Raw genomic sequence first — 24,944 nt, forward strand, 5'->3', positions numbered from 1 at the left:
AGCCGCTTCAGCTTTTTTCCGGAAAGCTCGGCGGCATTTTGCAACACCTCGGCATAGCGCGCGGCCAGACTGTAAAAGATCAAACTGGCATATTGCGGCATGGCCGATGTGTCTTCTTCAATAGGCTCGAATCCGCGACGCTTAAACTGCGCATTAATACGTGACGCCATGTGTCCAAACAGAAGCAGGTCAGGGTCATCCACATCTAGCACGTTGGCCGGCTGGGGCTGGCGTTCGGCTGCTGCAACCAGCTCCGGCATGGGCCACATGTCCGCCAATGGGCAAAGCTGTGCCATGCACTGCTTCAGGAGCCACATGCCGTTCACATTTTTGTGGAAGCATATCTGGCCTCCCGCAGCGCCAAGATTCGTAAACCCGCCTGCAAACGCCTCACTGCTGGTTACTGTATGGTCGAGCAGCATGCCTACCAGCGACCAGGTGCCTGAGCTGATATAAGCCCAGTCATCTCCGTGAAGCGAAATGCCGGCGATTGCCGCTGCCGTATCGTGGCAGCAGGGTGCGATGAGCTTCGTGCCTTTGAAAGCGGCACTCTTGGCCTCTCCGACCCATGAGCCGCTTGATGCAATAGGAGGCGCTGCACTGGCATCAAGTCCGCAGCGTGTGAAGATCTCGGGGTTCCAGCACTTTTTTCCCGCGCTCATCATCCCCGAGTGCGTAGCGTTGCTGTACTCGGCGATTCGCGATCCGCCGAGTCGCATGAGTATGTATTCCGGAAGGTTTATCCACTGGCTTTCAGCAGGCGCGCCTGCCATCTGATCGGCAACCAGTTGGAAGAGCGTGTTGATCCGCAATGGCTGCACACCGCTAAGCGCGAAAAGCTCTGCGAACGAGATGCGCTTTCGCACTTCAGCTTCCGCCGCCCCTGTGCGTGTATCGCGGTAGCAGTACGGTGCGGCGACCGGCAAGCCGTCTTCTTTCAGCCGCACATAATCAACGGCCCAGCCATCCACTCCTACCGATGCAATCTTTGTTTGCGCTTTCGATGCGCAGCGGTGAAGTCCCTGCTCTAACCCCTCACAGATCAGATCGAGATTCCAGCGAAGCGCTCCATCCACCTCAACAGGCGCATTTCCGAAACGGTGCATCAACTCAATGCGAGGCTTTCTGCCCTCCCACTCCAAAAGCGAGACGCGGCAGCTTTCCGCTCCGAGATCGATGGCAACAATGGTTGGAAGGATCTCTGCCGGCATGAATTTTTTCTCTAGCGCAAAAATGCCTCGGCCAGGCCGCCATCCACGGGAATCATATGTCCGCTTGTGCACGGCGCTTTCGGGCCAGCAAGAAACAGAATCGCCTCGGCGCAGGTGCGCGGATCAATCGGCTGATGCGTCAGGGTACGCTTTGCATAAAATGCCGCAAGCAGCCCGCGCAACTGCTCGTCATCAAGCTTGTCGTCAAAAGAAATTTCGTATTTCTTCAACGACGCAATGACGCGGTCGCGCGGAAACATGGTCGAACCTTTCACCACAGTTGCCGGGCTGATTCCGTTGACACGCACCAGCGGAGACTGCGAAATCGCCAGTTCGCGCACCAGATGACTCAGCGCAGCCTTGCTCACGTCGTAGGCTTCGCTTCCCTTCTTGGGAACGACCGCATTTGCAGAGCTGGTCAGCACGACGCTGGCGATAAGACCCTGGTCGCGCAGCAGCTTGCCGATTTCTTCCACCAGCATATAGTTCGCCGTCACGTTGACTTCGAGCGTCAGCGCCCATTGCGCATCAGAGATTACGCCATCCGGCGATGACGGGAAGATGGCAGCAGTATTAACAATCAGATCGACTCCGCCAAACTGAGCGACCGCTTCACGCATCGCGGCGCGAATGGAATCGCGGCTGCGAATGTCCATCGAGGTCGCGATCGCGCTTTCTTTCCCTGAAGCCGCCTTCACTTCTTCCGCAACGCGGTCTGCCGAAGCTTTGTCGCGATCGGCGATGACCACATGTGCGCCACGATCAGCGGCCAGCAAAGCAACTTCGCGGCCAATGCCGCTGCCTCCGCCTACAATCAGGGCGACCTGGCGGCTTAACTCTTTCTCGGGTGGCTGGCGTCGAATTTTCGCTTCTTCGAGCTTCCAGTATTCAATGCGGAATGCTTCCGAAGCAGGCAGCGCGACATAGTTGTCTTCAACTTTGAAATCGCTGGCCAGCGCTGATGGACCGCATTGGGGTACTGTGCCCGAGGCACTTCCCCCTTCTAAAGCGGCAGCGCCCTTCATCACATGAATGGCATTCACATAGAACTCACCTGTGATACGTGACTCAGGCTTGTTCTTGCCGAAGCTAAACATACCCACACCGGGAATAAGGACTACAGTTGGATTTGGGTCGCGCATCGCAGGGGAATCATTTTCACGATGCTTTTTGTAGTACTCACCGTAGTCTGCGCGATATTTTTCCAGCACGCTTTCAATGCTCTTCTTAAGGGACCCAATGCCCGCAGTCCCATCCCAATCGACAAACAAAGGCCGAATCTTAGTACGGATAAAGTGATCGGGGCAGCTCGTGCCCAGATAGGCTAACTTCGCCGCGTCTGCGGAGTTCACGAACTCCAGCACCTCCGGTAGATCCTTGTAACTGCCGATGAGCCGCTTTTGCTGTGAGACGCGTCCGCGCAAGAATGGCAGCAGTTCCAGCGCCAGATCGCGGCGGTTCTCAAGCGTCTTCCGCCGCTGTCCTCCGAATATCTGGCTGCCTTTTTCCGCCAAGTGGTTCTCAATGAATTCCGTAAGCTGGTCGATGATGGTGATGGTGTTGACGTAGCATTCCCGCTGCGTGTCGCCCCAGGTGAACAGACCGTGGCCGCCGAGAATCACCCCATCGCAGCCCGGATGTGCTTCAACCGCGCGCTTCAGCATCATGGCCAATTCAAAACCGGGACGCTGCCATGTCAGCCACACCAGGTTATGCCCGTAGGCGCGATTGAACTCCTCCATCTTCTCGCGCCCGTTGGCTGCAGCAGCGAGCGCAATAGCACAATCGGGATGAAGGTGATCGACATGAGGCGCAGGAAGAAATCCGTGCAGCGCCGTATCGATGGATGAAGCAACCGGATTGATGCCGAAGGTGCAGAGTGGATAATAATCCACCATCTCATCTTCGCGGTCTACGCCCTTGTACAGCGGCTCAAGGGCCAGCAACTTGTCCATATAAAGTGTGGCAAAACCACTTCGTTTAATGCTGCCCAGATCGCCGCCACTCCCTTTTACCCAGAGCACCTGGCGCTCTTTTTGATCGAGCGGATCAGTCATTCTGATTTTCGAGCTGGTATTGCCGCCGCCAAAATTCGTGATGCGCAAATCGGAGCCGAGCAGGTTTGAGCGATAGCGCAGCAGCTCCGGTTCATCCAGTCCCGCGGCCTCGCTTTCCTGCCATCTATCCTCAAGAAATTTGAGATTGATTTTGCTGGTGACGACTGTGGCTGACATGACGCAAACTCCTCGTTCTTTCCCTGAATCCGGACGTGTAGGAAATTCAAAAAGGCTGGGCGATTACGCGTAGCTGGTAGAGAGCGATGCGTTGCGAGCCTTTCTTTCCCGCTCGATTTTTTCCAGATAGCCGCTTTCGCGCAGCGCTTTCAGGGGGTCCTGCGGCAGCCCGCGCCGCTCGCGCCAATCGCGCAGCAAAGGCCGCACATCGGTCCAGAAAGCCTCGCGCAGACATTCTTCGGCTTCGACTGTTTTCGCGTCTGCCTGGAAGGAAGCTAATTGTTCGCGATCGACCAATGATGCTTTGGCAAACAATTCCTGTGCTGAAACCACAGTCTGCACCATGGCCTCAAGCTTTGTCTTGATGTTGTGGCTCTGATCGATCATGTAGGCCACGTCACGAATTGCGGCGCGGTTCTTTTCACTCAGAATTTCGTGAAAGATGCGGAACACCTGGTAGGGATCAATGGAACCGATGGTGAGATCGTCATCCGCATAGCGGCGGTCGTTAAAATGGAAGCCGCCCAGCAGGCGCAGATGCAGCAGCCAGGCCACAATCTGCTCGATATTCTGCGACTGATAATGATGACCCGTATCGACCAATACGAATGCCTGTGGACCGGCAAAACGCGCGAACTGCGCCGCCATGCCCCAGTCGGCTATGTCGGTGTGATAGAACGCGGGCTCGAAAGGCTTGTATTCAATGAGCAGTCGCTGGCCTTCGCCTAGCGCATCGTGCGTTAGCCGCAGCGACCCTTCCAGCCATTCAATGCGATTGCGAATGCTTTGCGCGCCTGGATAGTTCGACCCATCCGATACCCACAACGAAACGTCGCGCGATCCCAGCGCCTTTGCAATCTCAACCGAATCCAGCAAATGGTCAATGGCTTTGCGACGAATAGCCCCATCGGGATTGCAAATAGAGCCGAACTTGTATTCTTGGTCCTGAAAGAGATTCGGATTGATTGAGCCTGCGCGCACCCCAAACTGGCCAACTAAGTGCTCGACCCTGTGCGCGTCAGCGACGCCTGCAGGCAGGTCCCACAATACATGCAGCGCCAGCGTCGGAGTTGCTCCAGTGAGCGCGTGGACCTGTGCGGCATCCGCGAATTTTTCTTCCAGCGTGCCCGCAGCCCCCGCCTGCAGATACTTCCCGAAACGGGTTCCGGTATTGGCAAAACCCCATGATGGAATCTCAATGACAAAATCACCCAACTGTTCTGTCACCCGCTGAAAGCGGTCATCGATATGCATTTCGTCCTCTCAGAGAATCCAGTTTCCAGGAAAGCGGGAGTGTAATCTCTCAAATCGAGACTTTCAATAGAAATTCTATTTCATATTTGTATTTCACAACAGCTTTAAAATCCTTTTTATCTTTATGACTAGAGCTGTTGGTTCGCCAGCCGGGGGCGCCACTGATAGGCCGTAACCGAGTTCCGCCAGAAGTACTTTTCCCGCGCTTCCTGGCTCTTGGTTCCGATGTATTGCCGGACAAGTCCAAGGGTCTCTGTATAGTCCGCCAGATGGTCGCTATTGGGCCAATCGCTGCCGAAAATCACACGATTTTCGCCCAAAATGCCCCATAAAGTGTCCAAATTATGCCTGAAATAGCCCATATCAAGCTGCACTTTGCCGTTCACACGAGCGGGAATCTCAGACAGCTTGGCAAAAACCGACGGACCATCCCCAAGCTTTTCCAGATTACGGGTATATTGCTCCCGCTCAGCAGTCTCTGTAGAAACCACGGCATTGGGCAGATGATCGATCACGATGGTGAGATCCGGGACCTTGTCCTTGACATTAACCAAGGCCGAAATTAGCTCTCCGTCGGGGTTGGCGCTCTCAAGGACAAGCTTGGCCTGGGCCAGGACCTTAAGGCCGCCAATGAAACCCGGCTTATTCATGTCTACAGATAAATTGCGGTTCCAAAGATTGCCGTAGCGGATGCCGCGGAACAGCGGGTTGGCGGAAAGTCGCTCCAGATTCTTTTGAAAAGATTGGCTGTCGGGAATGAGGTCGCCGATAATGCCGACAATAATCGGGTTCTGTTCGGCCACTTTCAGCAGCCAGTCGTTGTCGCTTTCCCATGGACTGCATTCAATGGCAATCGCGCCGCGAACGCGGAACCCTTTGGTGACGGCATGATAGCGACTCGGCAGCGCTGGTTTATAAAGTACTGAATCCGTCTTCTCAGGCCAGGGAACGCCTTCAGGCCGCGTCGGATCAAAGAGGTGAATATGGGCGTCGAGAATGGGGACAGGATCGGCTGCTTTAGCTTCGCGCACATGGGCTCCAATTATGGCTGTCGTGCCTGCTTTCAGAAATTCACGCCGCTTCAAATCGCCACCTTTCTCGATTGCTTTTGCATGGTTTGTCCGGGCTTTATGGCTTCCGGATAGAATGATTTGAAATTCGCCGGCGTCACTATCTGGTGCTTTACAAACGTCGCAGGCGGAACAGACCTTCCAGATAGTACATCCAGCGCCAGCGGGATTACCCCTTCCCCATATCGCTCAGGGAAATACCCGACTGATCCAATGAGACGAGTTTTCCTGTTTTGTAGTTCCATGTGCACTTCTTCTGAAGCATTCTGACCGGCAACAGCGCAATGCTCTTCCCTTCCGGCTTCGCGAAAAGCCAGCAGCGCTCCCATCGCGCATGGATCATTGATTGCGGAAACGAGGATGTGTTCCGCACTCGTTCCCTTCAGGTAGTTCCGCACCTTTTCGTAGGCAGCTTCTTCATGCCCGTTGGTCTTGAGTACCTTAATCTGTCTGGGGGTGAGACCGGCATACCGTTCCAGCACTCCGAGGAGGCTGCCCAGCACGCGTGCATTCGGCAGTTGACCGGCCTTCGGCAATTCCAGCAATAGCAACTCGTCCACTACGCCACCCCACTGCGATTCCGTCCATCGCGCCAGATGCCGCCCAGCAATAAGCCCGGCCTGCGTGTTGTTCGCGCCAAAATAGATTGCGCCGGGCAGCGGAATTTCAACCGCAATCATTGGAATTTTTGCCTGCCGGAAGCGCTCCGATATCTGGCCGGCGATGCGGACATCCGTCTGCGACTCAATCACAAGGTCGATCTTCTCCCGAATAAACACGGCAGCATTCTTCAGGGCAGTCTTCGGATTGTCCTGATTATCGAGCAGCAGCAAATCGATGTCGGCCGCGGCAGCGCTGCGTTGCAGGCTCGATGCCACAGCGCGCGAAAAGGCAAATTCGCTGCTCTGCAATGCGTACCCTATAGAGTATTTCGGCCGCTCTGCCAGCCGCACACGCAGCTTATAGGCGTGACCTCCGATTTCAGCCAGCAGTTCGGCGCGCACGAGAGTAGCAATCAGACGAAAGGCGGTGGTCTTGTTCAGGCCGGTCCGCTTCACAATATCCGATAAGCGCAGACATTCAGACCCATCACGAAAAGCTCGCAGCACCTCACTGGCGCGCAGGACCGACCGGATGGGAGAGATTTTATTCGTCATTTCTATGTTTCACGGTACGAAACATAGATTGTATTCTGCTATATCCAAACCCAAAAGCTTCTTTCCCGCTACAAAGCTATCGACTCATATCGGCATGCAGGGACTGCAAATATTTTAGGCCACGATTGTTTTTACGAAGAGTCAAAGCGTATTTCACTGTAAGAAACAAATTAAAACTCTAAGAATTAACGATTGCGAAATGAGCTATTGCAGAACTACTGTGACGTTCTGTTCCCGCGTTCATATTGAACTGATTTGGAGACGCCCATGCGCACTTTCAGCATTAAGCAACTTCCCCCAGCATCCTGGCTTTCATCACTTGCGCTTCTGCTCCTGGTCGCCTGCTCCACATCAACGCCAACACCGGCACCCTCGACAAAATCGCCTGAGCCAACCCCTACTGTAAAAGTGGACTGGGACAAGACCGTCATTGTCTCTAAATCGACGCCGACACTTCAGGTGGTGGTCAATCCGATGCTTCGCCAGGGGTCTCCCATCCACGACGGAACGTTTGCCGCATTGAAAGACCTCGGGGCGGACTATGTCCGGTATGTTCCCTGGCTGCCGTATCCGAGGCTTGCCGTGGCGGAACTTGAACCGCCGACGAAGGACAAGACCTCATGGGACTTTTCCGTGATCGATCCCATGACGAAGGACTTTCTCGCCGCGACGGAGGGCCACAGCACCATCATGAACTTCAGCACCATACCGACATGGCTCTTCAAAACTGACAAGCCTGTTACTTATCCCGCCGACCCGAATCAAGTCTACTGGGACTACACGCAGGGAACAGAGCTGCGCGATCCTTCAGGAAAAGAGCTGGGCGACTACTATGCCCGGCTGGTGAGCTGGTACACAAAGGGCGGTTTCACAGATGAGCTTGGCAAGCAGCATACCTCGGGTTATCACTACAGTTTTCCTTACTGGGAAATCCTGAACGAGCCGGATTTCGAGCACAAGACAACGCCGGAGCAATACACCGAGCGATACGACATCATCTCGTCTGCAATCCACAAAGTAAGTCCGCAGACAAAATTTGTCGGCCTTGCACTTGCTGAAGCGGCACGGCCCGACATGTACGAATACTTCCTTGACCACAAGCACCACAAGCCGGGTGTGCCGCTCGACTTTATCTCGTATCACTTCTATGCGAGCCCCACGCCAACGCAGACCGTCAACGACTGGCAATACTCCTTCTTCGACCAGGCAGACCGGTTCATCGCGACCGTTAAATTCATTGAGTCGATTCGCAAGCGGCTTTCGCCAGAGACGAAGACAGACACGGACGAGCTTGGCATCATCTTGCCCGGGGACGGCGTAGAAATCAGGGAGAAAAAGGCGAATCCGTTCACTACACCAGAGGTTTATTGGAATGCGGCAGGCTCCATGTACGCATACCTTTTCATTAATCTGGCGAAGCAAGGCATCGACGTGATCGGCGAATCGCAGCTTGTCGGATATCCGTCGCAGTTTCCCAGCGTCTCCATGATGGACTGGCGCACATCGAAGCCGAATGCCCGCTACTGGGTATTGAAGCTGCTCATTGACAACTTCCATCCCGGCGACAAGCTGGTCGATACGCAGTTCGCTGATGATGGCACGCCCGATGTTGAAACTCAGGCCTTTGCAACTCCGCAAGGGAAGAAGCTCCTGATCGTGAACAAGCGCAATCGCTCCATCAATATCACATTGCCACAGGAAGCCAGCAACGCGAAACTTGCCACCGTGGACGAAGCCAGTGGTGAAGGCGCAGCCCGCATTTCGCAAGCATCCGGAACAGCTCTGACCCTCGCGCCGTTTGCCGTCACGGTCGCAACCTGGAAGTAGGCAAGGAGGAGCCGTTATGCAACGAGTCGCGTTCTGTCTCAGATTGAAGCCGGGCACAGGAGAGGACTACGACAAGGCCCACGCCGCAGTATGGCCGGAGATGCTTGCCCTGCTGAAGCGCGTGGGCATTTCGGAATACTCCATCTTTCGCCGCGATGAGCTTTTGTTTCTTTATCTGCATGTAGAAAACTTTGAAGAGGCTTGGGCCGAGATTGAACGCGACCCCGTGAACACACGCTGGCAGCAAGCCATGTCAGCCTACTTCGCGCCCATTGAGGGATTGCGTCCGGGCGAGCGCTTTCCCATGATGCGCGAAGTTTTCTACCTGAAATAAGCGAAAGCGAAACCATGTCATCGCAACAGACATTGCGAATTGGCCTCTGTGGGATAGGCCTCGAAGCCTACTGGGAGCAATTCGCTAACCTTAAACCAACGCTTGAAGGCTACGTTGAATCCGTCGCGGTCCATCTGGAGAAGACCACCGGCGCAGAACTGCACAATCGCGGACTGATTGACACCGCGCCGCGCGCTCGCGAAGCGGGGCATGCTTTCCGCCGCGCAGACATCGATATTCTGTTTCTTTATGTAACGACTTATGCGTTGTCGAGCACCGTCTTGCCGTTGGTACAGCGCGCGGGCGTTCCGGTTGTGGTTCTGAATCTCCAGCCGCAGGCGGCCATTGACTATGCCGCCTTCAATCAGCTTCCGAACCGCACTGCAATGACAGAACACTGGCTCGCCTATTGCTCCGCCTGCCCTGTCCCGGAAATCGCGAATGTGCTGATGCGGGCGGTGATTCCTTTCCATCAGGTAACCGGAGTTCTCAACGAAGAGCACACATGGAAAGAAATAGAGGACTGGGCCAGGGTCGCGCGAGTGAAGAAGGACCTAAGCGAGAACCGCCTCGGCCTGCTCGGTCATTATTACAACGGCATGCTCGACATCATGACGGATGTTACGCAAATCTGCATTACATTCGGCACGCACATCGAGATTGTTGAAGTAGATGAGTTGAGCGCGCTGCGTTCTCAGGTTTCGGAAGCGGAAATTTCTCAGCGCGTTGCGGACTTCAACTCAGTCTTCGACATTCAGCCTGATTGCCCTGCGGAAGAGCTGGCGCGCGCTGCGCGCACATCTGTTGCGCTGGATCGGTTTGTCGATATCTACGACCTTCACTCATTGGCCTACTACTACAAAGGGTCGGGCGTCCCAGCGAATGAGGACACTATGAGCTCCATCATCCTAGGCACTTCCCTGCTTACAGGCCGCCACATTCCAGTGGCCGGCGAATATGAAGTGAAGAATGCAATCGCCATGAAAATTATGGACAGTCTGGGCGCGGGCGGATCGTTCACCGAGTACTATGCCATTGACTTTGCCGATGACCTTGTGCTCCTCGGCCATGACGGTCCCGGCCATATCGCCATTGCTGAAGGCAGAACGAAGGTGCGGCCCTTGCAGGTCTATCACGGCAAAGTGGGGCGTGGGCTTTCTGTCGAGATGTCAGTCTGCTATGGCCCGGTTACCTTGCTCTCCGTCGTTGAAGACACCAAATCAAAGTTCAAGCTTCTGGTTGCCGAGGGTGAGAGCGTGCCCGGGCCGATTCTTCAGATAGGCAACACCAACAGCCGCTATCGCTTTCCCATCGGGGCGCGCGGATTCATAGAAAGCTGGAATGCGCAAGGTCCTGCCCATCACTGCGCTGTCGGCATAGGTCATGTGGCGTACACGCTTGAGAAACTGGCCAGCATGCTCGGCATCGGTTATTACAAGGTCTGCTGATTACTCCTTCGCATCCGGCGCGAGTTCCTGCTTCGTCACGTCGCTATCAGATGTAGGCAGCTTGTTCGCATTCTGGTCGACCGCCTCTTGGTGCAGCTTGCGGAACTCCGCCAATGCCGCCTGCTGATCGCTCTTGTTGCCGAGTGCCCGGTCAACTTCCGCAAGCCGATACCATGACACTTCATCGTTCTTATTGAGAGCAATGGCTGCCTTAAGATGCGGCAGGGCTTGTTCAGGTTTTTGCTGGGCCATCAGCGACGCGGCCAGCCCGAGATGCGCTTCTTCGAAATCCGGATAGTTTCGCAGAGCGCGCTCGAAGAACTGATCGGCCTGGTCCAGATTTCCCGCCCTGCGATACATCTCGGCAATCTCATACGCAGCGTTGCCGTTTCCTGGATCCAGCTCCAATTCCTGCTGGAACTCTTTCATTGCCTCGTCGGCGTTGGCCTGCGCGCCTGTCTGATGAGACTCGGCAAGCAGAGTGCGGCCTATCTTGTAGTGGATGCCTACGCGTCCCGGATCCGTAGCCAGCACAGCGCGATATTCGCCGATTGCATCGTTATACGATCCCTGACTCTCAAACGCCTCGGCTGCTGCCAAATGTCGCCAGACAGAGTTGGGCGCGTCCTGCGCAAGCTTGCGGACCGTGAGGAAGGCGTAGTTGCCGTATACCTTGCTGGTGTAATACAGGACTTCAGCATCATTCGCATAAAGCCTGTTCAGTTCCAGCGCAACCTTGACCGCCTCATCGTCACGCTGCAGTCCTGTGTAGGCGCGCATAAGCTGTAGCCCACACATGCGCTTGATTTCCGGGTCATCCGATTGCCTGAAGCCCTTTTCCAGACCGGGCAGCGCGTCATTGAAGCGTCCCAACTCTGACAGCGACATGCCAAGCAGGCTGTCCAGCCGGGGCAGACCTGGCTTCAGTTTTTGCGCTGTGCGAATCTCGTGTATCGCTTCTTCATAGAGGCGCAGCTTAAAGTCGATCACCGCCAGCGTGGCGTGGACTTCGGCGACCTCCGGATGGAGTTTAGCCAGTTGCTCAAAATTGGATTGTGCTTCTGTGTATTGCCCCGCCGCCAACGCACGCTGGCCAGCGTCAGCGTATTTCTCGGCTGAATCGTCCACTTGCGCCAGCGCTGCTGTCGCCACAATGGCGATCAAAACACACCAAGCCCTGAGCGCCGGATGCCGGAGTCTTTGCTTCATATTTGTGAAGTGTAGCTCCATAAATAGATTGTCCACCATGCCAATAAGGCATGGTGGACAAGACAACACATCAGAAGCGCCGTTAGAAGGTGATCCTGCCGCTGAACTGCAGGTCTCGCGGCGACGATGCTTGGGTGATCTGGCCAAAGCTGGAGGACCCTACGCCATTTGAAATGGCAGCATTTCCTCCCGATCCGGCAACAATCAAGCCGCCAACGTCTCCTCCATATTGGTGATGGTTGAAAGTATTGAAGGTATCCATTTTGAAGAGGAATTTGACACGCTCGCTGATGCTGAACTGCTTACCTATAGTCGTATCAAAGTTGTTGATACCAGGCTGGCGCAGGGTGCTGCGAGCAACGCTTCCAAATGTGCCGAGCGCGGGCTGGGTAAAGCAGGCCGGATTGATACGCGCAAACTTCCCGCTGAGATTGCCATGAATATCGCACCCGTGGACTACGTTCGCATGCATGAACTGGCTGTCGTTAATCCCCTGGATGTCATTCGCCGTAACTGTAAATGGAAAGCCACTTTGGAAAGTGACGATGCCGCTGAGCTGCCAGCCGCCAATTGCCAGGTCTGCCGCACGGTTGATTTGATTCGCAAACTTCTGGCCACGGCCGAAGGGCAGTTGGTACACATAGCTGGCCACGAAACGCTGGTTGACCGAGAAATCCGAAGGGCCATAATCCAAGTTCGGGTTATGGTTGTATTCGAATCCTTGAAAGCCGGCGCCCGTAGCACCGACGCCCGCTGCAGCTGACTTGTCGTCCATGCTTTTTGCCCAGGTGTAGATGGCGGTAGCTTGCAGGTTCTGTATGCGACGCTCAAACTTGATGTTCATCGCGTTGTAGTTGGCATAGCCATGGAAGTCACTGTCGATATAGAACCCGTTGAAGTTCGGATACGGCAGACGGCTCACTACGGTGCAAGGAGCTTTATCGAGATTGAGGTAAGCGCCCGTGACCGGGTCTGTGGCCTGGCAGAATGCCTGGCTCGCTGCCGGCACCTGAAGCGGTTGGGAGATGTTGCGCCGGTCCAGGAGATGAGTCGACTTCGTACCGATGTAGTTCACCTCGAGGGTGGTGTCCTGGGCAAGCGCCCGCTGCACAGACAATGTCCAGGACTGCACATAAGGATCAAGAGGATTCTCCGACTCGATCACCGCGATGAATGACAACGAAGTTTCGGGGAACGGTCCGAGCGTCGTGTAAGTAGGAAAGAGGTTATTGCTTGACTTAGGAACACCTGCAACGGTTGTCGGGCTTAGGCTGTTGCGGATGCTATAGGGATATATGTCGGCAGAGTCGTCAATCTCGCGCCCTTCAAACGAGTCGAAGAAGATGCCGTAGCCACCACGAAGAACAGTTTTGTCGTTGACGCGGTAGTTCACACCGAACCTTGGAGCAAAGGGCGTTTTGGGACCGGGATGGGGCACTTTGCCGCAATAGCGGAGAATGGGACCTCCGTTAATGCCAACGCCCGGAGCCACGCCGTTGGTGGTCAACTGTGGATCGGCATAGCAAAGGCCGCCTTGTGGATTGCTGGTATCGAGCCAGAAGAAATGGTTCGATGCCTCATAGGCCGCCGCACGAAAATCCCAACGTAAGCCATAATTGATCGACAATTTCGGAGTCACCTTCCAGTCGTCTTCCGCGTACGGCCCTAGATAACTGAAAACATGGTCCTGCGGGTTGCCCGCCTGGTCTGTCGGGCTCAACGGACCGGGTACAAATCCGCCTACACCGTTGTAATAACCTGTCAGCATATCGGCCACTGCATTGCCAGTGCCGCACAGCGGATGGTTATTGTTTAATGCTGACGAAGGATTGGGGCAAGTGACGAAATTGATTGGGGCAGAATGACCATCGAATGTCCAGTCTCCGTAAAAATCGTCGTCCAGGTTACGAATCAGGTGCCAGCGGCGATAATCGATGCCCAGCCCGATGGTGTGACTCCCGTGTATCCACGTGAATCCGTCAGCAAACTCCCAATTCGGGTTGTCCGACCCGCTATACGAGTTGACCGGGCCGCCGCCACTTACAAATCCGCCGCTTCCGAAGCCTATATTTGGCCAGGTCTCCTGCAGGCGCGTGAACTTTGTGAAGACGCCGGTCAAGGCAAGTTCACCTGCGAACGAAGATGGCGGTGGTGCCGAACCCTGTGGCGCTATAGCGTGAAGACGGCCAAAGCGAAAGTTGTTTACGATGTGAGGGCCGAAATTGATGGTGTGTGATATCGCCCAACTATTCGATGTCTGGTCATACTCCTCAAGTCCATAGACAGCCGAGCCGGAGTTGTAGTTCGTGTGGTTCACATAGACAGAGTGGGTGTAGCGCCCGAACACAGAACCGAATTTGCCCAGATTCTGATCGCCACGGTAGGTTTGCTGATTGCTGTTCAATGGGCCAGGAATGTTCTGGAAGAAATTGTTGACACCCTCAGGCGTACCGTTCACCGTTGGCGTTCCCCAAAAACCATGTTTGACACCTGCCAACCCAATTCGGGAAATCTGAGCGGCGGCGGGAACCTGTGTACCCCAGTCATTCAAACCGGTGGCCGGGTCGATCGGCAAGCAATCGTATCCGGCGGCCAATACAGCCGTGCATTCTGGTGTTCCATATGCAGGTAATGGACCACCCGGTAGACCGTTTACCGCCGGATACGTCGTCGCGGAAAAATCACCCGACAATTCAGCCGGCGTTGGCACAGCTTCTACCAACCTCGCGCCATTATTCATGCGCCAGCCTTCATAGTTGGCCATCCAGAAGGTCTTGTTGCGGCCGTCGTAAAGCTTCGGAATATAAACTGGTCCGTCAGCCACAAATCCGAACTGGTTCAATTGCAGGACTGGGTTTGCGGTCGGGACGCCGGCAACAAAATCGTTATAGGTGGGAAATGGCTTTGCATCGACAGCATTGTTGCGCAAAGACTCGAAGATCGCACCATGCAGCGCATTCGTCCCACCCCTGCTCACGAGATTGATCTGGCTTGCGCCAAAACCGTTCTCGGCGGGATAGATACCGCTCTGTACCTTGAATTCGCCAATGGCATCCTGTGAAAGGATTACGGCTGGCGTCACCAACGCTTGATCGGTATTCACCAGTCCGTCCAGCGTATAGTTGTTCCCTTCAGGACGGCCGCCATTGATGCTAACGGCGTTGCCTTGTCCCTGGCGCATGGTCCCTTGCTCGCCACCTACTGTCACTGCACCCGCTCCGACCAGGACCAACTGCATAAAGTTGCGCCCGTTCAAAGGAAGGGCCGCCACCTGCTGCCCGCTCATCTCCTGAGAAAGAGCAGCGCTGTCGGTGTCCAATTGCACTGCCTGCGCGGTCAATTCAACTGTTTCAGTTACCGCGCCCGGTTTCAGAGACATATCAATGCGCACCTTCTGATCAACAGCAAGAACAAAGCTTTGGGTAACCGAGGTCTGAAAACCGTTAGCACTGGCTGAGACGGTATAGCTTCCGGGATTCAGAGACGGTGCGGTATAGTCACCCGTTGAACTGCTTACTGTGTTGTACTTAACGTTGGTCGCCGTATTGGTTACTGTCACTTTGACGTTGGGAAGCACCGCGCCAGTGCTGTCAGTGATCGTTCCCAGAATCGTGCCGGTTGCGCCTGCTTGTCCTAACACTCTGAGGGCTGGAACCATCAGCAACAGAACTAAGAGTGTAATTAAGCTTTTCCTGAACATCTCAAAGCCTCCTGAAGTTCTTGCCTGTAATGTCTATGTTTGGAAGCGCGGCGCTTGCGTTGTCAGTCGCCGTGCTGGAGATCGTGGACCGCGATAGAAAACCTGGTCTTTGTGTAGTCATCTGCGCCCTCCTCAAAAAAGTTGAGCTTCGTGATTTTTGGGGAGCTGCTGCGGTGCAAATCTCTGCGTGTCAGCGATCAAAGGGAACGCCCAGGCTTGAAATTCAGCCTTTTTAGGTGCCCGTCGCAGACTGCTCCCTAATTTGTGCGAGACGCTACAGGCGGCAACTTGTAGATGTCAAGGAAAAAATAGTTTTCAATAGGGGTTTATAAAAGTGATAAAAGACAATTTAAAGAGGCATTTGGACGCAGGCAATAAGCGCCTGAAAATGCTATTTGCAGTGAACAGTTGCGGGTTCAGGCGAACTTTCTCTTAATACCAAAACAAGATTTGTTTCCTATTTGAATTTTAGAAGATACAAATCACACCCCTCCCAGATTGGAGAGATTGCAAAAGGTGAGAGCATTCCCGGGTCGGTATTTCGCAGGCGCGTTGTGCGTGTTCATGGGCATCCTTCTTGCAAATGCGCAGACAAGCCAAAGTGCCGCTCCGCTGCAGTGGCAGGCGCGCTGGATTGCGGCTGAACCTGACTCCGGCAAACGCCAACCGGCAAGCGAGCCTCAGTCCCTGCCTGTCTTCCGGCACAGTTTTACGGTGAACGGCAAAATCGCCAGTGCGACTCTCTACATCTCGGGCCTGGGGCAGTTTGAGGCGCATATCAATGGACGCAGCGTAACCGAGGCCGTACTAACGCCGGCATGGAGCGACTACCGCAAACGAATCTATTACGACACCTATGATGTGACTTCTCTGCTGAGGCCCGGCGAGAACGCCATCGGCGTGATGCTGGGCAACGGCATGTACAACGTGGTGAAAACCCCGGGACGGTATACAAAGTTTCAGGGATCCTTTGAGCAGCCCAGCTCATCGCGCAACTGCATCTGCGTTTTTCCGACGGCAGCGAACAAACCATCATCAGCGACGGCTCCTGGAAAACTACTCCCGGCCCGATCACTTTCAGCTCCACTTATGGCGGCGAGGATTACGACGCGAGGCTTGAACAGCCAGGCTGGGATGCGCCCGGATTCAATGACCGCAACTGGTCTTCCGCAGCCGTGGTCAATGGGCCGGGCGGAAAGCTCGTGCCTGAAACCATTCCTCCCATCAAAGCTTTCGACCGCTATGAGCCGGTCAAGGTGACGCATCCAAAGTCAGGCATCGCGGTTTACGACTTGGGGCAAAACTTCGCCGGTTGGCCTGAGATTGAAGTGTCAGGCCCTCATGGCTCATCGCTAAAGCTGATAGCCGGCGAGTTGCTGGATGCGAACGGTTTTGTCACGCAGCGCAGCGCGAATGGGCATCCTAACTCGCAGAACTCTTTCACTTATGTGCTGAAAGGGGGAAGTGTCGAGAGATGGCATCCGCGTTTCAGCTATTACGGCTTCCGTTATGTACAGGTGGAAGAGGCGGGCGCGCCCCTTCCAGTCATCCATCATCTCGACGGGCGTTTTCTCCACGATGCAGCCGAAATCGATGGTCACTTTACTTCTTCCAATGAGTTGCTGAACCGCATTCACACACTGATCAACCGCGCGATGTTAAGCAATATGGTCAGCGTTCTGACTGATTGCCCGCACCGCGAGAAGCTTGGCTGGCTGGAACAGACCCATCTTGCGGGCACGTCGCTGATGTACAACTACGATCTGTCGGCGCTCTACGCAAAAATGGCTGACGACATGGAAGACGCGCAGCTTGCCAACGGCCTCGTGCCCGACATCGCGCCTGAGTTTACCGTCTTCGAGAACGGTTTTCGCGATTCCCCCGAATGGGGCACCGCTGTCATCCTGAGTCCCTGGACCGCATACCAGTTTTATGGCGACATTAATCTTTTGCGCAGCCACTATGATTCGATGGCCCGCTACCTCGCTTATCTAAAGAGCCGCGCACAGGGCCATCTACTGACGTATGGCCTCGGAGACTGGTACGACATTGGCCCCGGCGCGCCGGGAGTGTCGCAGCTCACCAGCACCGGACTGACCGCAACTGCAATCTACTATCAGTCACTCACCACAATGTCGCGCATCGCGATCCTGCTCGGTCACGCAGACGATGCCGCAAAATACGCAAGCGAAGCTGGCGAAGTAAAGATCGCATTCAATGCACATTTCTTCCATTCGGAAACAAACCGATACGACAAAGGCAGCCAGACAGCAAACGCCATGCCGCTGGTCATTGGTTTGGTACCTGAAGAGCATCGCAAAGCCGTATTAACAAATCTGGTTGCAGACATCCGCAGCCACAATAATCATGTAACCGCCGGCGACATCGGCTTTCACTATGTTGTCCGCGCCCTCACCGATGGCGGACGCTCCGATGTGCTCTACTACATGCTCATGCGCACCGACAAGCCGAGCTATGGCTATCAGCTCGCTCATGGCGCAACCACTTTGACAGAAGCGTGGGACGCCAATCCTGAATCCTCGCAGAACCATTTCATGCTTGGCCACGCCGAAGAGTGGTTTTACCGCGGGCTGGCCGGCATTGACTTCGACCTCACCCGCGATCAGGACTCGCGCATTCTGATTCACCCGGCCATCGTAGGTGACGTGAAGAGCGTGTCGGCAACCTTCCAGTCAGTGCTGGGAAAGATTGAGAGCGGCTGGTCACGCAGTGGCGACACGTTGCGGATGGACATCAGCGTTCCTGCTACGGCGACGATTATTCTTCCGGCAGGCTATAGCAAGTCAATCACAGTCAATGGCCACGCTCTCGAAGATGAAAAGAACCTACATCTGGTTCAAGGCGTGAATGGACCTGGCTGTGTTGTTCCTCAAGGAACTTATCATTTTGAATTGCGCCGATAGCTCTCAATCTTTTACCGCTCGGCGCAAAGCCTCCAGATAGCTGTACCCCCAGTAGCTGTCGGGCAGCAGGACGTGGTCCTCTGTCCACTCGTTCCATGCGGCGATATAAATGTATTTTTCAGGACTGTCTGAAGCTACGAAATGACGCGCGGCCCGTACCAATCGCTCAAACTGATCAGGTGACCGATTGATTGCGATGCTGGCAAATTCTTCAAAACGGGGGCTGTCGTCCCAGCCCACCGAGCACGCGGGAAAGAATGGGACGTTCACGGTGTCGCGCTTCGACTTCCATGCGGCAACTGCTTCGGAAGCGCCAACTCCATATGGAATTCGCGAGGCAGGAGGCTTCGAGCCATAGGTCCAGCCGAAAGTGCCATACATAGTCGCGCTGTCGAAGCCGAATTCTTTGAGCTGCCTGTCCTGACCGGCGTAGCCGTTGCAAATCTGCAGATGCAACCCAGGGAAGCCGAGCTTCTGCGCGCGTTCACGCATCAGATGGAGCGCCTTGCGTGAGCCATCCACTCCAAACTGCTCCACCAGCTTGCCTGCGTCAAAAATTGCGAAGACAGGAGCGCCGCCAATGTGCAGATAATTCGGCTGGCTGAAATAGTGCTCCGCGCAATAGTTCACCACATTTTCGCAATCGGCCAACGAGTGCGTCTGCGGAAGCATAATCGCCGCCTGGTCGGGCGAGCGCGCCGGATACACATTCTTCCAGTCGTGGTTGGCCCACATCACGGCAAACTTCAGCTTCGCGCGGTTCGGGGCTTTCAAAAACCCTTGTTCCAGTTGCTCCTCATAGAACTGTGTGCCGTTATGCCAATACCAGTCAATCATCCACGCATCCAGGCCGTATGTTGCGGCCATGTCAATTTCCTTCGCCGCCCATTCCGGATCGGACTCGCCATAGTAACCCCACAGTGGATAGTGCGGCATGGTGTGGCCCGGGAAAAGCGAGCGCGCGTTCCGCAGCGTGTCGAACTCCGTCCAGCCTTTGCCAAAGCGCGCTTCCATAAATGGTGAAGGGTGCCAACTGGGAAAATTAAAGGCCACCACCTGCACATCTGTTGGCTTCTGCAACTGCGCCGTTCCCAGCGCTTCATGCAGACGCTGCTCGCTGAAGTACCCGGCCATCGCTGCTTCGCCGATAAGCGCAGCGGGCTGGCCTTCTCTGCTGAAGGCTGGTTCTGCCTTGTGACCAGTGCTTTGCGCTCCGGCATTGCCCGCAAGTCCTGCGGCCAGGCCCGCCTGAACAGATGAGGTGAGAAATGTGCGTCGATTCATAGTTTCGAGTGCCCTGCCTCCGTCAACGATTTGTTAGCTGTTTAATTGAAATAATTTCTATAGAGGAACTTGGATTTATCTCTATGGGCCCTGCACTTCTTAAGCAAATTGGACTATTTACGCCCAATTTGACCTGACAAATCCAGTCCACATTCTTACGGGCCGTGCCGCCTGCACAGGCCACATCATTCTAATGCGACGGTTAAATCATCAGCACAATGGCAGTTTCAATATGAAATTCTTTTCTTTGCATAATACCTGTTCCCACTGCTATTATCCTCAGCGCCGGGAACAATCTATGTCGCAGCCTCGAGAAATGTCTTGCCATCTCTCTGGGCGGACGTGAATTCAAAAGCGCGGAGAATGCAAATGCCGCGCCCACCAAATGTAACGAGGAACGCAAAAATGCACCAATCAAAAATCGCGAAGGCCGCTCTCAAAACAGCGCTGGCGTCAACAGGAGCGGCGCTGCTGATCTTCAGCGGAGCTTCTGCTTTCGGCCAGCAAACAGCAGATACCCAAAAGACGGCAGATCCTTTGATGAATGGATTCGAAAATCCGCCGCAGAGCGCCCGTCCGCGAGTCTGGTGGCACTGGATGAACGGCAACATCACCGAGGAGGGCATCAAGCTCGATCTCGAATGGATGCACCGCGTCGGCATCGCCGGCTTCCAGAATTTTGATGCGGCCTTGAGCACACCCCAGGTGGTGCAGAAGCGTCTCGCCTACATGACGCCCGAGTGGAAAGACGCCTTCAAATATGCCACGACGCTGGCCGACCAGTTGCACATGGAAGAGGCCATTGCCGGCTCGCCCGGCTGGAGCGAGACCGGCGGCCCCTGGGTTCCTCCATCACAGGGCATGAAGAAGTATGTCTGGAGCGAGACGCTTGTGGAAGGCGGCAAGCCGTTCAGCGGCAAGCTGGCGCACCCGCCGTCGAATACCGGAGCATTTCAAAATATAGGCATCCGCGATGAGCTTGCTTCGTCTGAGAACTCTCGGAAAGCTCCCCAGTACTATGCGGATGCGGCTGTGGTTGCCTACCGCAAGCCATCCAGCGATGTATCAGTAGAAGATCTGCACGCAAAAATTACGGCAAGCTCCGGCTCGCCAGATACAGCAATGTTGAGCGATGGTGACCTTGAAAATGCGACCAAGTTGCCAATTCCACCGGCAGGCCAGAGCGCATGGATCCAGTACGAATTTCCCGAGGCGCAGACCATCCGCTCGATCACCATCGCGACCAAAGGCATAGGCAGAATCCAGGCCCTGATCAGCGGCATCGCCGATCCGGAAAAATCGCTCGAAGCCAGTGATGACGGGCAGAACTTCCGCACTATCGTCAAGCTGCCTGATGACGGCTCACCCGAGCACACGGTTTCATTCCCTGCTGTCACTGCCAAATATTTCCGGGTTGTGTTCAATCGCGTGCCTCCTCCGCCGCCGCCAGCGTGGGCCGCGGGTCTCGATCCCAAGTCTTTCGGATTTAACCTTCCGCCTGCGCCGACCGACTACGAAATTTCCGAACTGGTGCTGCATCCAGGCGCACGAGTAAACCACTTCGAGGACAAGGCGGCATTCACGCCCGTTCCCGACCTCTATGAGTTTGCCACGCCACCCGTCGGCCCCGGCGAAGCGATTCCGAAGTCCGACGTCATTGACCTAACTTCAAAAATGTCCCCTGACGGAACACTCAACTGGACCCCGCCTCCGGGAGATTGGGTGGTGCAGCGCTTCGGCTATTCCCTGCTCGGCATCACGAACCATCCGGCGACAAAAGAAGCTACCGGCCTTGAAGTCGACAAGCTGAACCACGTCTATGTGAAGAACTACATGGACCACTACCTGGACAGCTATAAGGACACTGTCGGCGCGGACATGATGGGCAAACGCGGCATCCGCTATGTGATTACCGACAGTTGGGAAGCCGGCTCGCAAAACTGGACCGATGACATGCTCGCCCAGTTCAAGAAGCGGCGCGGCTACGACCCGATGCCATGGCTGCCGGTGCTTGCAGGTCATATCGTCGAAAGCTCCGAGGCAAGCGACCGGTTCCTGTGGGACTTGCGCAAGACTATCTCTGACCTGATTGCCGATGAGCACTACGGTCAGGTGGAAGCTTCATTGAAGGAGCGCGGCATCGGTCACTATGGTGAGTCGCATGAATCCGGACGCGCGTTTGTCGCCGACGGCATGGAAGTCAAGAAGCTCGATGACATTCCCATGAGCGCCATGTGGACACAGACTCCTGGCGTAAACAAGGAGCAGAACGGCTACAACGCTGACGATCGCGAATCCGCATCTGTAGCGCACATTTACGGCCAGAACCTGGTCGCAGCTGAGTCGATGACTGCTGCTGCTGCGCCGTGGGCATGGTCTCCGTCAACGCTGAAGCCAACCGCCGACCAGGAATTGCTGAACGGCATCAACCGCTTCGTTATTCACGAATCAGCACACCAGCCGCTGGTGGACAAAAAGCCGGGACTGACGCTTGGGCCATTCGGGCAGTGGTTCAATCGAAATGAAACCTGGGCCGAGCAGGCCGGCCCCTGGGTCAACTACCTTGCGCGCAGTTCCTATCTTCTGCAGCAGGGACACTTCGCCGCGGATGTGATCTATTTCTACGGTGAAGATTCCAACCTGACGGCCATCTTCGAACATAAAGGTCCGGACATGCCCGCGGGCTATGGCTTCGACTATATCAACGCCGATGGCCTGATCCACGAACTGAATGTGACCGACGGGCGGATCACGACAAAGAGCGGCATGAATTACAAGCTGCTTGCGCTCGATCCTTACAGCAAGCACATGTCGCTACCGGTGCTGCGCGCAATTTACAAATTAGTAGAGCAAGGCGCAGTCGTCGCTGGCGAGAAGCCAACTACTGATCCCAGCCTCGCGGACAATGAAGCTGAATTCAAAAAGCTGAATGACGAACTCTTTGGCGATGGAAGCGGCGTGCACACCGTCGGCAAAGGCAAGGTCTATGCCGGGCAGGACGCCGAAGCCGCGCTGAAGGCGATGAACGTCGCGCCCGACTTGGATTACACAAAACCGGAAAGCGACACGCGGGTCGAGTTCGTTCACCGCACGCTTTCCAATGCGGACATCTATTTCCTCGATAACCGCGGCGATCGCAGCCAGACTGTGGATGCGACTTTCCGCATCACCGGCAAGGCTCCCGAATTGTGGTACGCAGAGACCGGGCAGTCCGAACCTGTCTCCTACAAAATCGCCGATGGCCGCACCACCGTGCCGCTGCACTTCGAGCCCTGGGGCACGGTCTTTGTCGTCTTCCGCAAGCCGTCGAAATCCGACTCTCACACTGTAGCTGATCCGGTAGAAACACAGTTGACCACAGTAGACGGCCCATGGACGGTAAGCTTTCAGCCTGGTCGCGGCGCACCTGTTTCTGCCACTTTCGACAAGCTGATCTCATGGAACGACAGCACAGATGAAGGCGTGAAGTACTTCTCTGGTATCGGCACTTACACCAAGACAATTCAGGCTCCAGCCAATTGGTTCAAGCCGGGCACGAAGCTCTGGATTGATCTCGGTGATGTGAAGAACCTTGCGGTAGTCATCGTGAACGGCAAGCCACTCGGAACCGTCTGGCATGATCCCTATCGTGTCGACGCAACGGGCGCACTCAAACCAGGCGCGAACGAGGTGAAAATCGAGGTTGTGAATGCCTGGGTCAACCGCCTGATCGGAGACCAACAGCCAGGCGCGACGAAGTACACATTCGCCGATGTGAAGCCCTACAGAGCAAACTCGCCGCTACTGCCGTCAGGGCTGCTGGGACCGGTGCAGATCATCAGCGCTACAGGTCCGGAACTGGCTCCATAGGCTGCGAAGAGTCACATATCTGTGACAAGATATGTGTACTCATGCTCCTGGCAATTCTTGTGTCTGCAAAGTTCCGACGTGCAATGCTGCTGATTAGCCTGTGTGCCACATGGCATTTGTGCAGAGGGCAAGGATTGAGCCCGCGAGCCTATGTCATTGTGCCTATCCACACAAACGCGGTCACGTTTACTTACTCACTTCAGGACGGAAACGTCGTATTCGATCAAACGCTTCCGATCTCAAACTCTAAGGGTCGAATCGGAGCCGAGAGTGTGAGCTGCTTTCACACGTTCGACTTTTTCGGGCGGTCCGCCAACCTCAATGCTTTTCTCCCTTACGCTGTAGGACATTTCCAGGCTGATGTGTCAGGAACAGAATTGAAGGTCTATCGCTCGGGGCTCGCGCCAACAGGCTTTCGGTTATCTATCAATCTACATGGCGCCCCAGCGATGACAGCCACTGAGTTCAGGAAGTGGTAGCAGAAAACCCTAATCGGCACAAGCCTGACTGTATCGACACCAACAGGTCAATATGACCGGGCGCGACTTATCAACATTGGCGAGAACCGCTGGTCATTCAAGCCTGAAGTAGGGCTTTCCCGACGTTGGAACCATTGGATCTTCGACGCTTATTGCGCTGTCTGGTTCTTTACGGCGAATGATAATTTCTACTCCAATGCCCCGGGATCCAATGGCCCAAATCGACAAACTGAACAACCAATGGGCGCTACGGAAGTGCACTTGAGCTACGACATAAAGCCGCGATTCTGGACATCAATTGACGTTAATTATTGGTATGGGGGAGAGACGAGCTTAAACGGCAAACCTACACCGACGACGCTGCAGGCCAATTCACCTCTAGGAGCGACGGCTGCTGTTCCCATCAGCAAGCACCAATCCATTAAGTTTAGCTACAGTGGCGGCACGTATGTTCGTTTCGGAGGAGACTACAAGACTGTTTCGGTGGCGTGGCAGTATTCATGGCTGGGACGGCCTAACTAGGATCACCCCAGTTGAGAGTTGTGCTTTTATGTCTCTCTCGTAGATACAGACTGGCATAACTACTTCCGGAAATTGAAGAACAACTTATTTTAAGTTGGTAAAGAAAAGGCCGGCATTTCTGCCGGCCTGGGGAATCTGTGTTGCAAACTTTCCGGCATTCCGCTGAAAGCATCCTGCCTCGCGTCACATTTTGCATCTGTCAGAACCAGACGCATCAATGAAGTCGCGGATGGCGCTGGAACTGTGACGAACGGCAGCGATTCGGTGATGAACTGATAAGCTATTTTTGAAAAGCGGAGTTATCTTATTTGTAAACAGTTGATCCCGTCCAAAAGAAGATGATCTGAGCTGAGATTTGTGATGGATGGGACACAGGAGGGACAAGCGGCCCGACGGTTATGGCCGCGCTTCATGGATCAGGGGTGAGTGCCACAAAAGCCGG

General features: G+C 55.0%; 14 protein-coding genes and 2 pseudogenes. 8 read left to right on the forward strand and 8 right to left on the reverse strand.

What is annotated here, in order from left to right; all coding sequences use genetic code 11:
- The 5 genes from VEV40_RS01770 to VEV40_RS01790 all read right to left on the reverse strand — a co-directional run.
- The coding region (locus tag VEV40_RS01770) for a rhamnulokinase (RefSeq protein ID WP_324829705.1) at window positions 1-1,211 on the reverse strand (1,211 nt) is incomplete at its 3' end.
- A gap of 11 nt (window positions 1,212-1,222) precedes the next feature.
- Window positions 1,223-3,445: a bifunctional rhamnulose-1-phosphate aldolase/short-chain dehydrogenase gene (locus VEV40_RS01775; protein ID WP_324829707.1), complete on the reverse strand. Its 2,223-nt coding sequence runs from the start codon at window positions 3,443-3,445 to the stop codon at window positions 1,223-1,225.
- A 63-nt stretch (window positions 3,446-3,508) separates the two neighbouring features.
- Window positions 3,509-4,699 carry a TIM barrel protein gene (locus VEV40_RS01780; RefSeq protein ID WP_324829708.1) on the reverse strand — a complete coding sequence of 397 codons (1,191 nt, stop codon included), beginning with the start codon at window positions 4,697-4,699 and terminating at the stop codon, window positions 3,509-3,511.
- Between the two features lie 128 nt (window positions 4,700-4,827).
- A complete protein-coding gene (locus VEV40_RS01785) occupies window positions 4,828-5,784 on the reverse strand; it encodes an amidohydrolase family protein (RefSeq protein WP_324829710.1) in 957 nt (318 codons plus the stop codon).
- Window positions 5,781-6,926, reverse strand: a complete 1,146-nt coding sequence (locus tag VEV40_RS01790; protein ID WP_324829712.1) for a substrate-binding domain-containing protein — start codon at window positions 6,924-6,926, stop codon at window positions 5,781-5,783. The genes VEV40_RS01785 and VEV40_RS01790 overlap by 4 nt, the downstream gene beginning before the upstream one ends.
- A 267-nt stretch (window positions 6,927-7,193) precedes the next feature.
- Between VEV40_RS01790 and VEV40_RS01795 the strand changes: the two genes are divergently transcribed.
- From VEV40_RS01795 to VEV40_RS01805, 3 genes are read left to right on the forward strand one after another with little or no spacing between them, the layout of a single operon-like run.
- Entirely contained in the window at window positions 7,194-8,753 is a 1,560-nt protein-coding gene (locus tag VEV40_RS01795; protein WP_324829714.1) for a GH39 family glycosyl hydrolase, read from the forward strand.
- A gap of 16 nt (window positions 8,754-8,769) precedes the next feature.
- The gene (locus VEV40_RS01800; protein WP_324829715.1) at window positions 8,770-9,087 is read left to right on the forward strand and encodes an L-rhamnose mutarotase; all 318 of its coding nucleotides are present in this window, start codon (window positions 8,770-8,772) and stop codon (window positions 9,085-9,087) included.
- Between the two features lie 14 nt (window positions 9,088-9,101).
- Complete coding sequence (locus VEV40_RS01805) at window positions 9,102-10,535, forward strand: arabinose isomerase (RefSeq protein ID WP_324829716.1); 1,434 nt, start codon at window positions 9,102-9,104, stop codon at window positions 10,533-10,535.
- Here VEV40_RS01805 and VEV40_RS01810 read toward each other — a convergent pair whose 3' ends face one another.
- Both VEV40_RS01810 and VEV40_RS01815 read right to left on the reverse strand, forming a co-directional pair.
- A complete protein-coding gene (locus VEV40_RS01810; protein WP_324829717.1) occupies window positions 10,536-11,744 on the reverse strand; it encodes a tetratricopeptide repeat protein in 1,209 nt (402 codons plus the stop codon).
- Window positions 11,745-11,826: 82 nt separating this feature from the next.
- Window positions 11,827-15,444, reverse strand: a complete 3,618-nt coding sequence (locus VEV40_RS01815) for a TonB-dependent receptor (RefSeq protein WP_324829719.1) — start codon at window positions 15,442-15,444, stop codon at window positions 11,827-11,829.
- 564 nt (window positions 15,445-16,008) lie between these two features.
- On the opposite strand from VEV40_RS01815, the pseudogene VEV40_RS20635 reads away from it, so the two are divergent.
- From VEV40_RS20635 to VEV40_RS01825, 3 genes and pseudogenes are all read left to right on the forward strand, one after another.
- A pseudogene (locus tag VEV40_RS20635) lies at window positions 16,009-16,395 on the forward strand (alpha-L-rhamnosidase N-terminal domain-containing protein); the annotation flags it as partial.
- Between the two features lie 83 nt (window positions 16,396-16,478).
- Window positions 16,479-16,616, forward strand: a pseudogene (locus VEV40_RS20640) (alpha-L-rhamnosidase N-terminal domain-containing protein); the annotation flags it as partial.
- A gap of 30 nt (window positions 16,617-16,646) precedes the next feature.
- A complete protein-coding gene (locus tag VEV40_RS01825) occupies window positions 16,647-18,368 on the forward strand; it encodes a family 78 glycoside hydrolase catalytic domain (RefSeq protein ID WP_324829721.1) in 1,722 nt (573 codons plus the stop codon).
- Between the two features lie 3 nt (window positions 18,369-18,371).
- On the opposite strand, the gene VEV40_RS01830 is transcribed toward VEV40_RS01825, so the two are convergent.
- The gene (locus tag VEV40_RS01830; RefSeq protein WP_324829723.1) at window positions 18,372-19,652 is read right to left on the reverse strand and encodes a glycoside hydrolase family 99-like domain-containing protein; all 1,281 of its coding nucleotides are present in this window, start codon (window positions 19,650-19,652) and stop codon (window positions 18,372-18,374) included.
- A gap of 405 nt (window positions 19,653-20,057) precedes the next feature.
- On the opposite strand from VEV40_RS01830, the gene VEV40_RS01835 reads away from it, so the two are divergent.
- Both VEV40_RS01835 and VEV40_RS01840 read left to right on the forward strand, forming a co-directional pair.
- Entirely contained in the window at window positions 20,058-23,501 is a 3,444-nt protein-coding gene (locus VEV40_RS01835) for a glycosyl hydrolase (RefSeq protein WP_324829724.1), read from the forward strand.
- A gap of 503 nt (window positions 23,502-24,004) precedes the next feature.
- Window positions 24,005-24,502: a transporter gene (locus VEV40_RS01840; protein WP_324829733.1), complete on the forward strand. Its 498-nt coding sequence runs from the start codon at window positions 24,005-24,007 to the stop codon at window positions 24,500-24,502.
- The last annotated feature ends 442 nt before the right edge of the window (window positions 24,503-24,944 follow it).

This window comes from Alloacidobacterium sp. (genome assembly GCF_035631355.1).
Lineage (GTDB): Bacteria > Acidobacteriota > Terriglobia > Terriglobales > Acidobacteriaceae > Alloacidobacterium.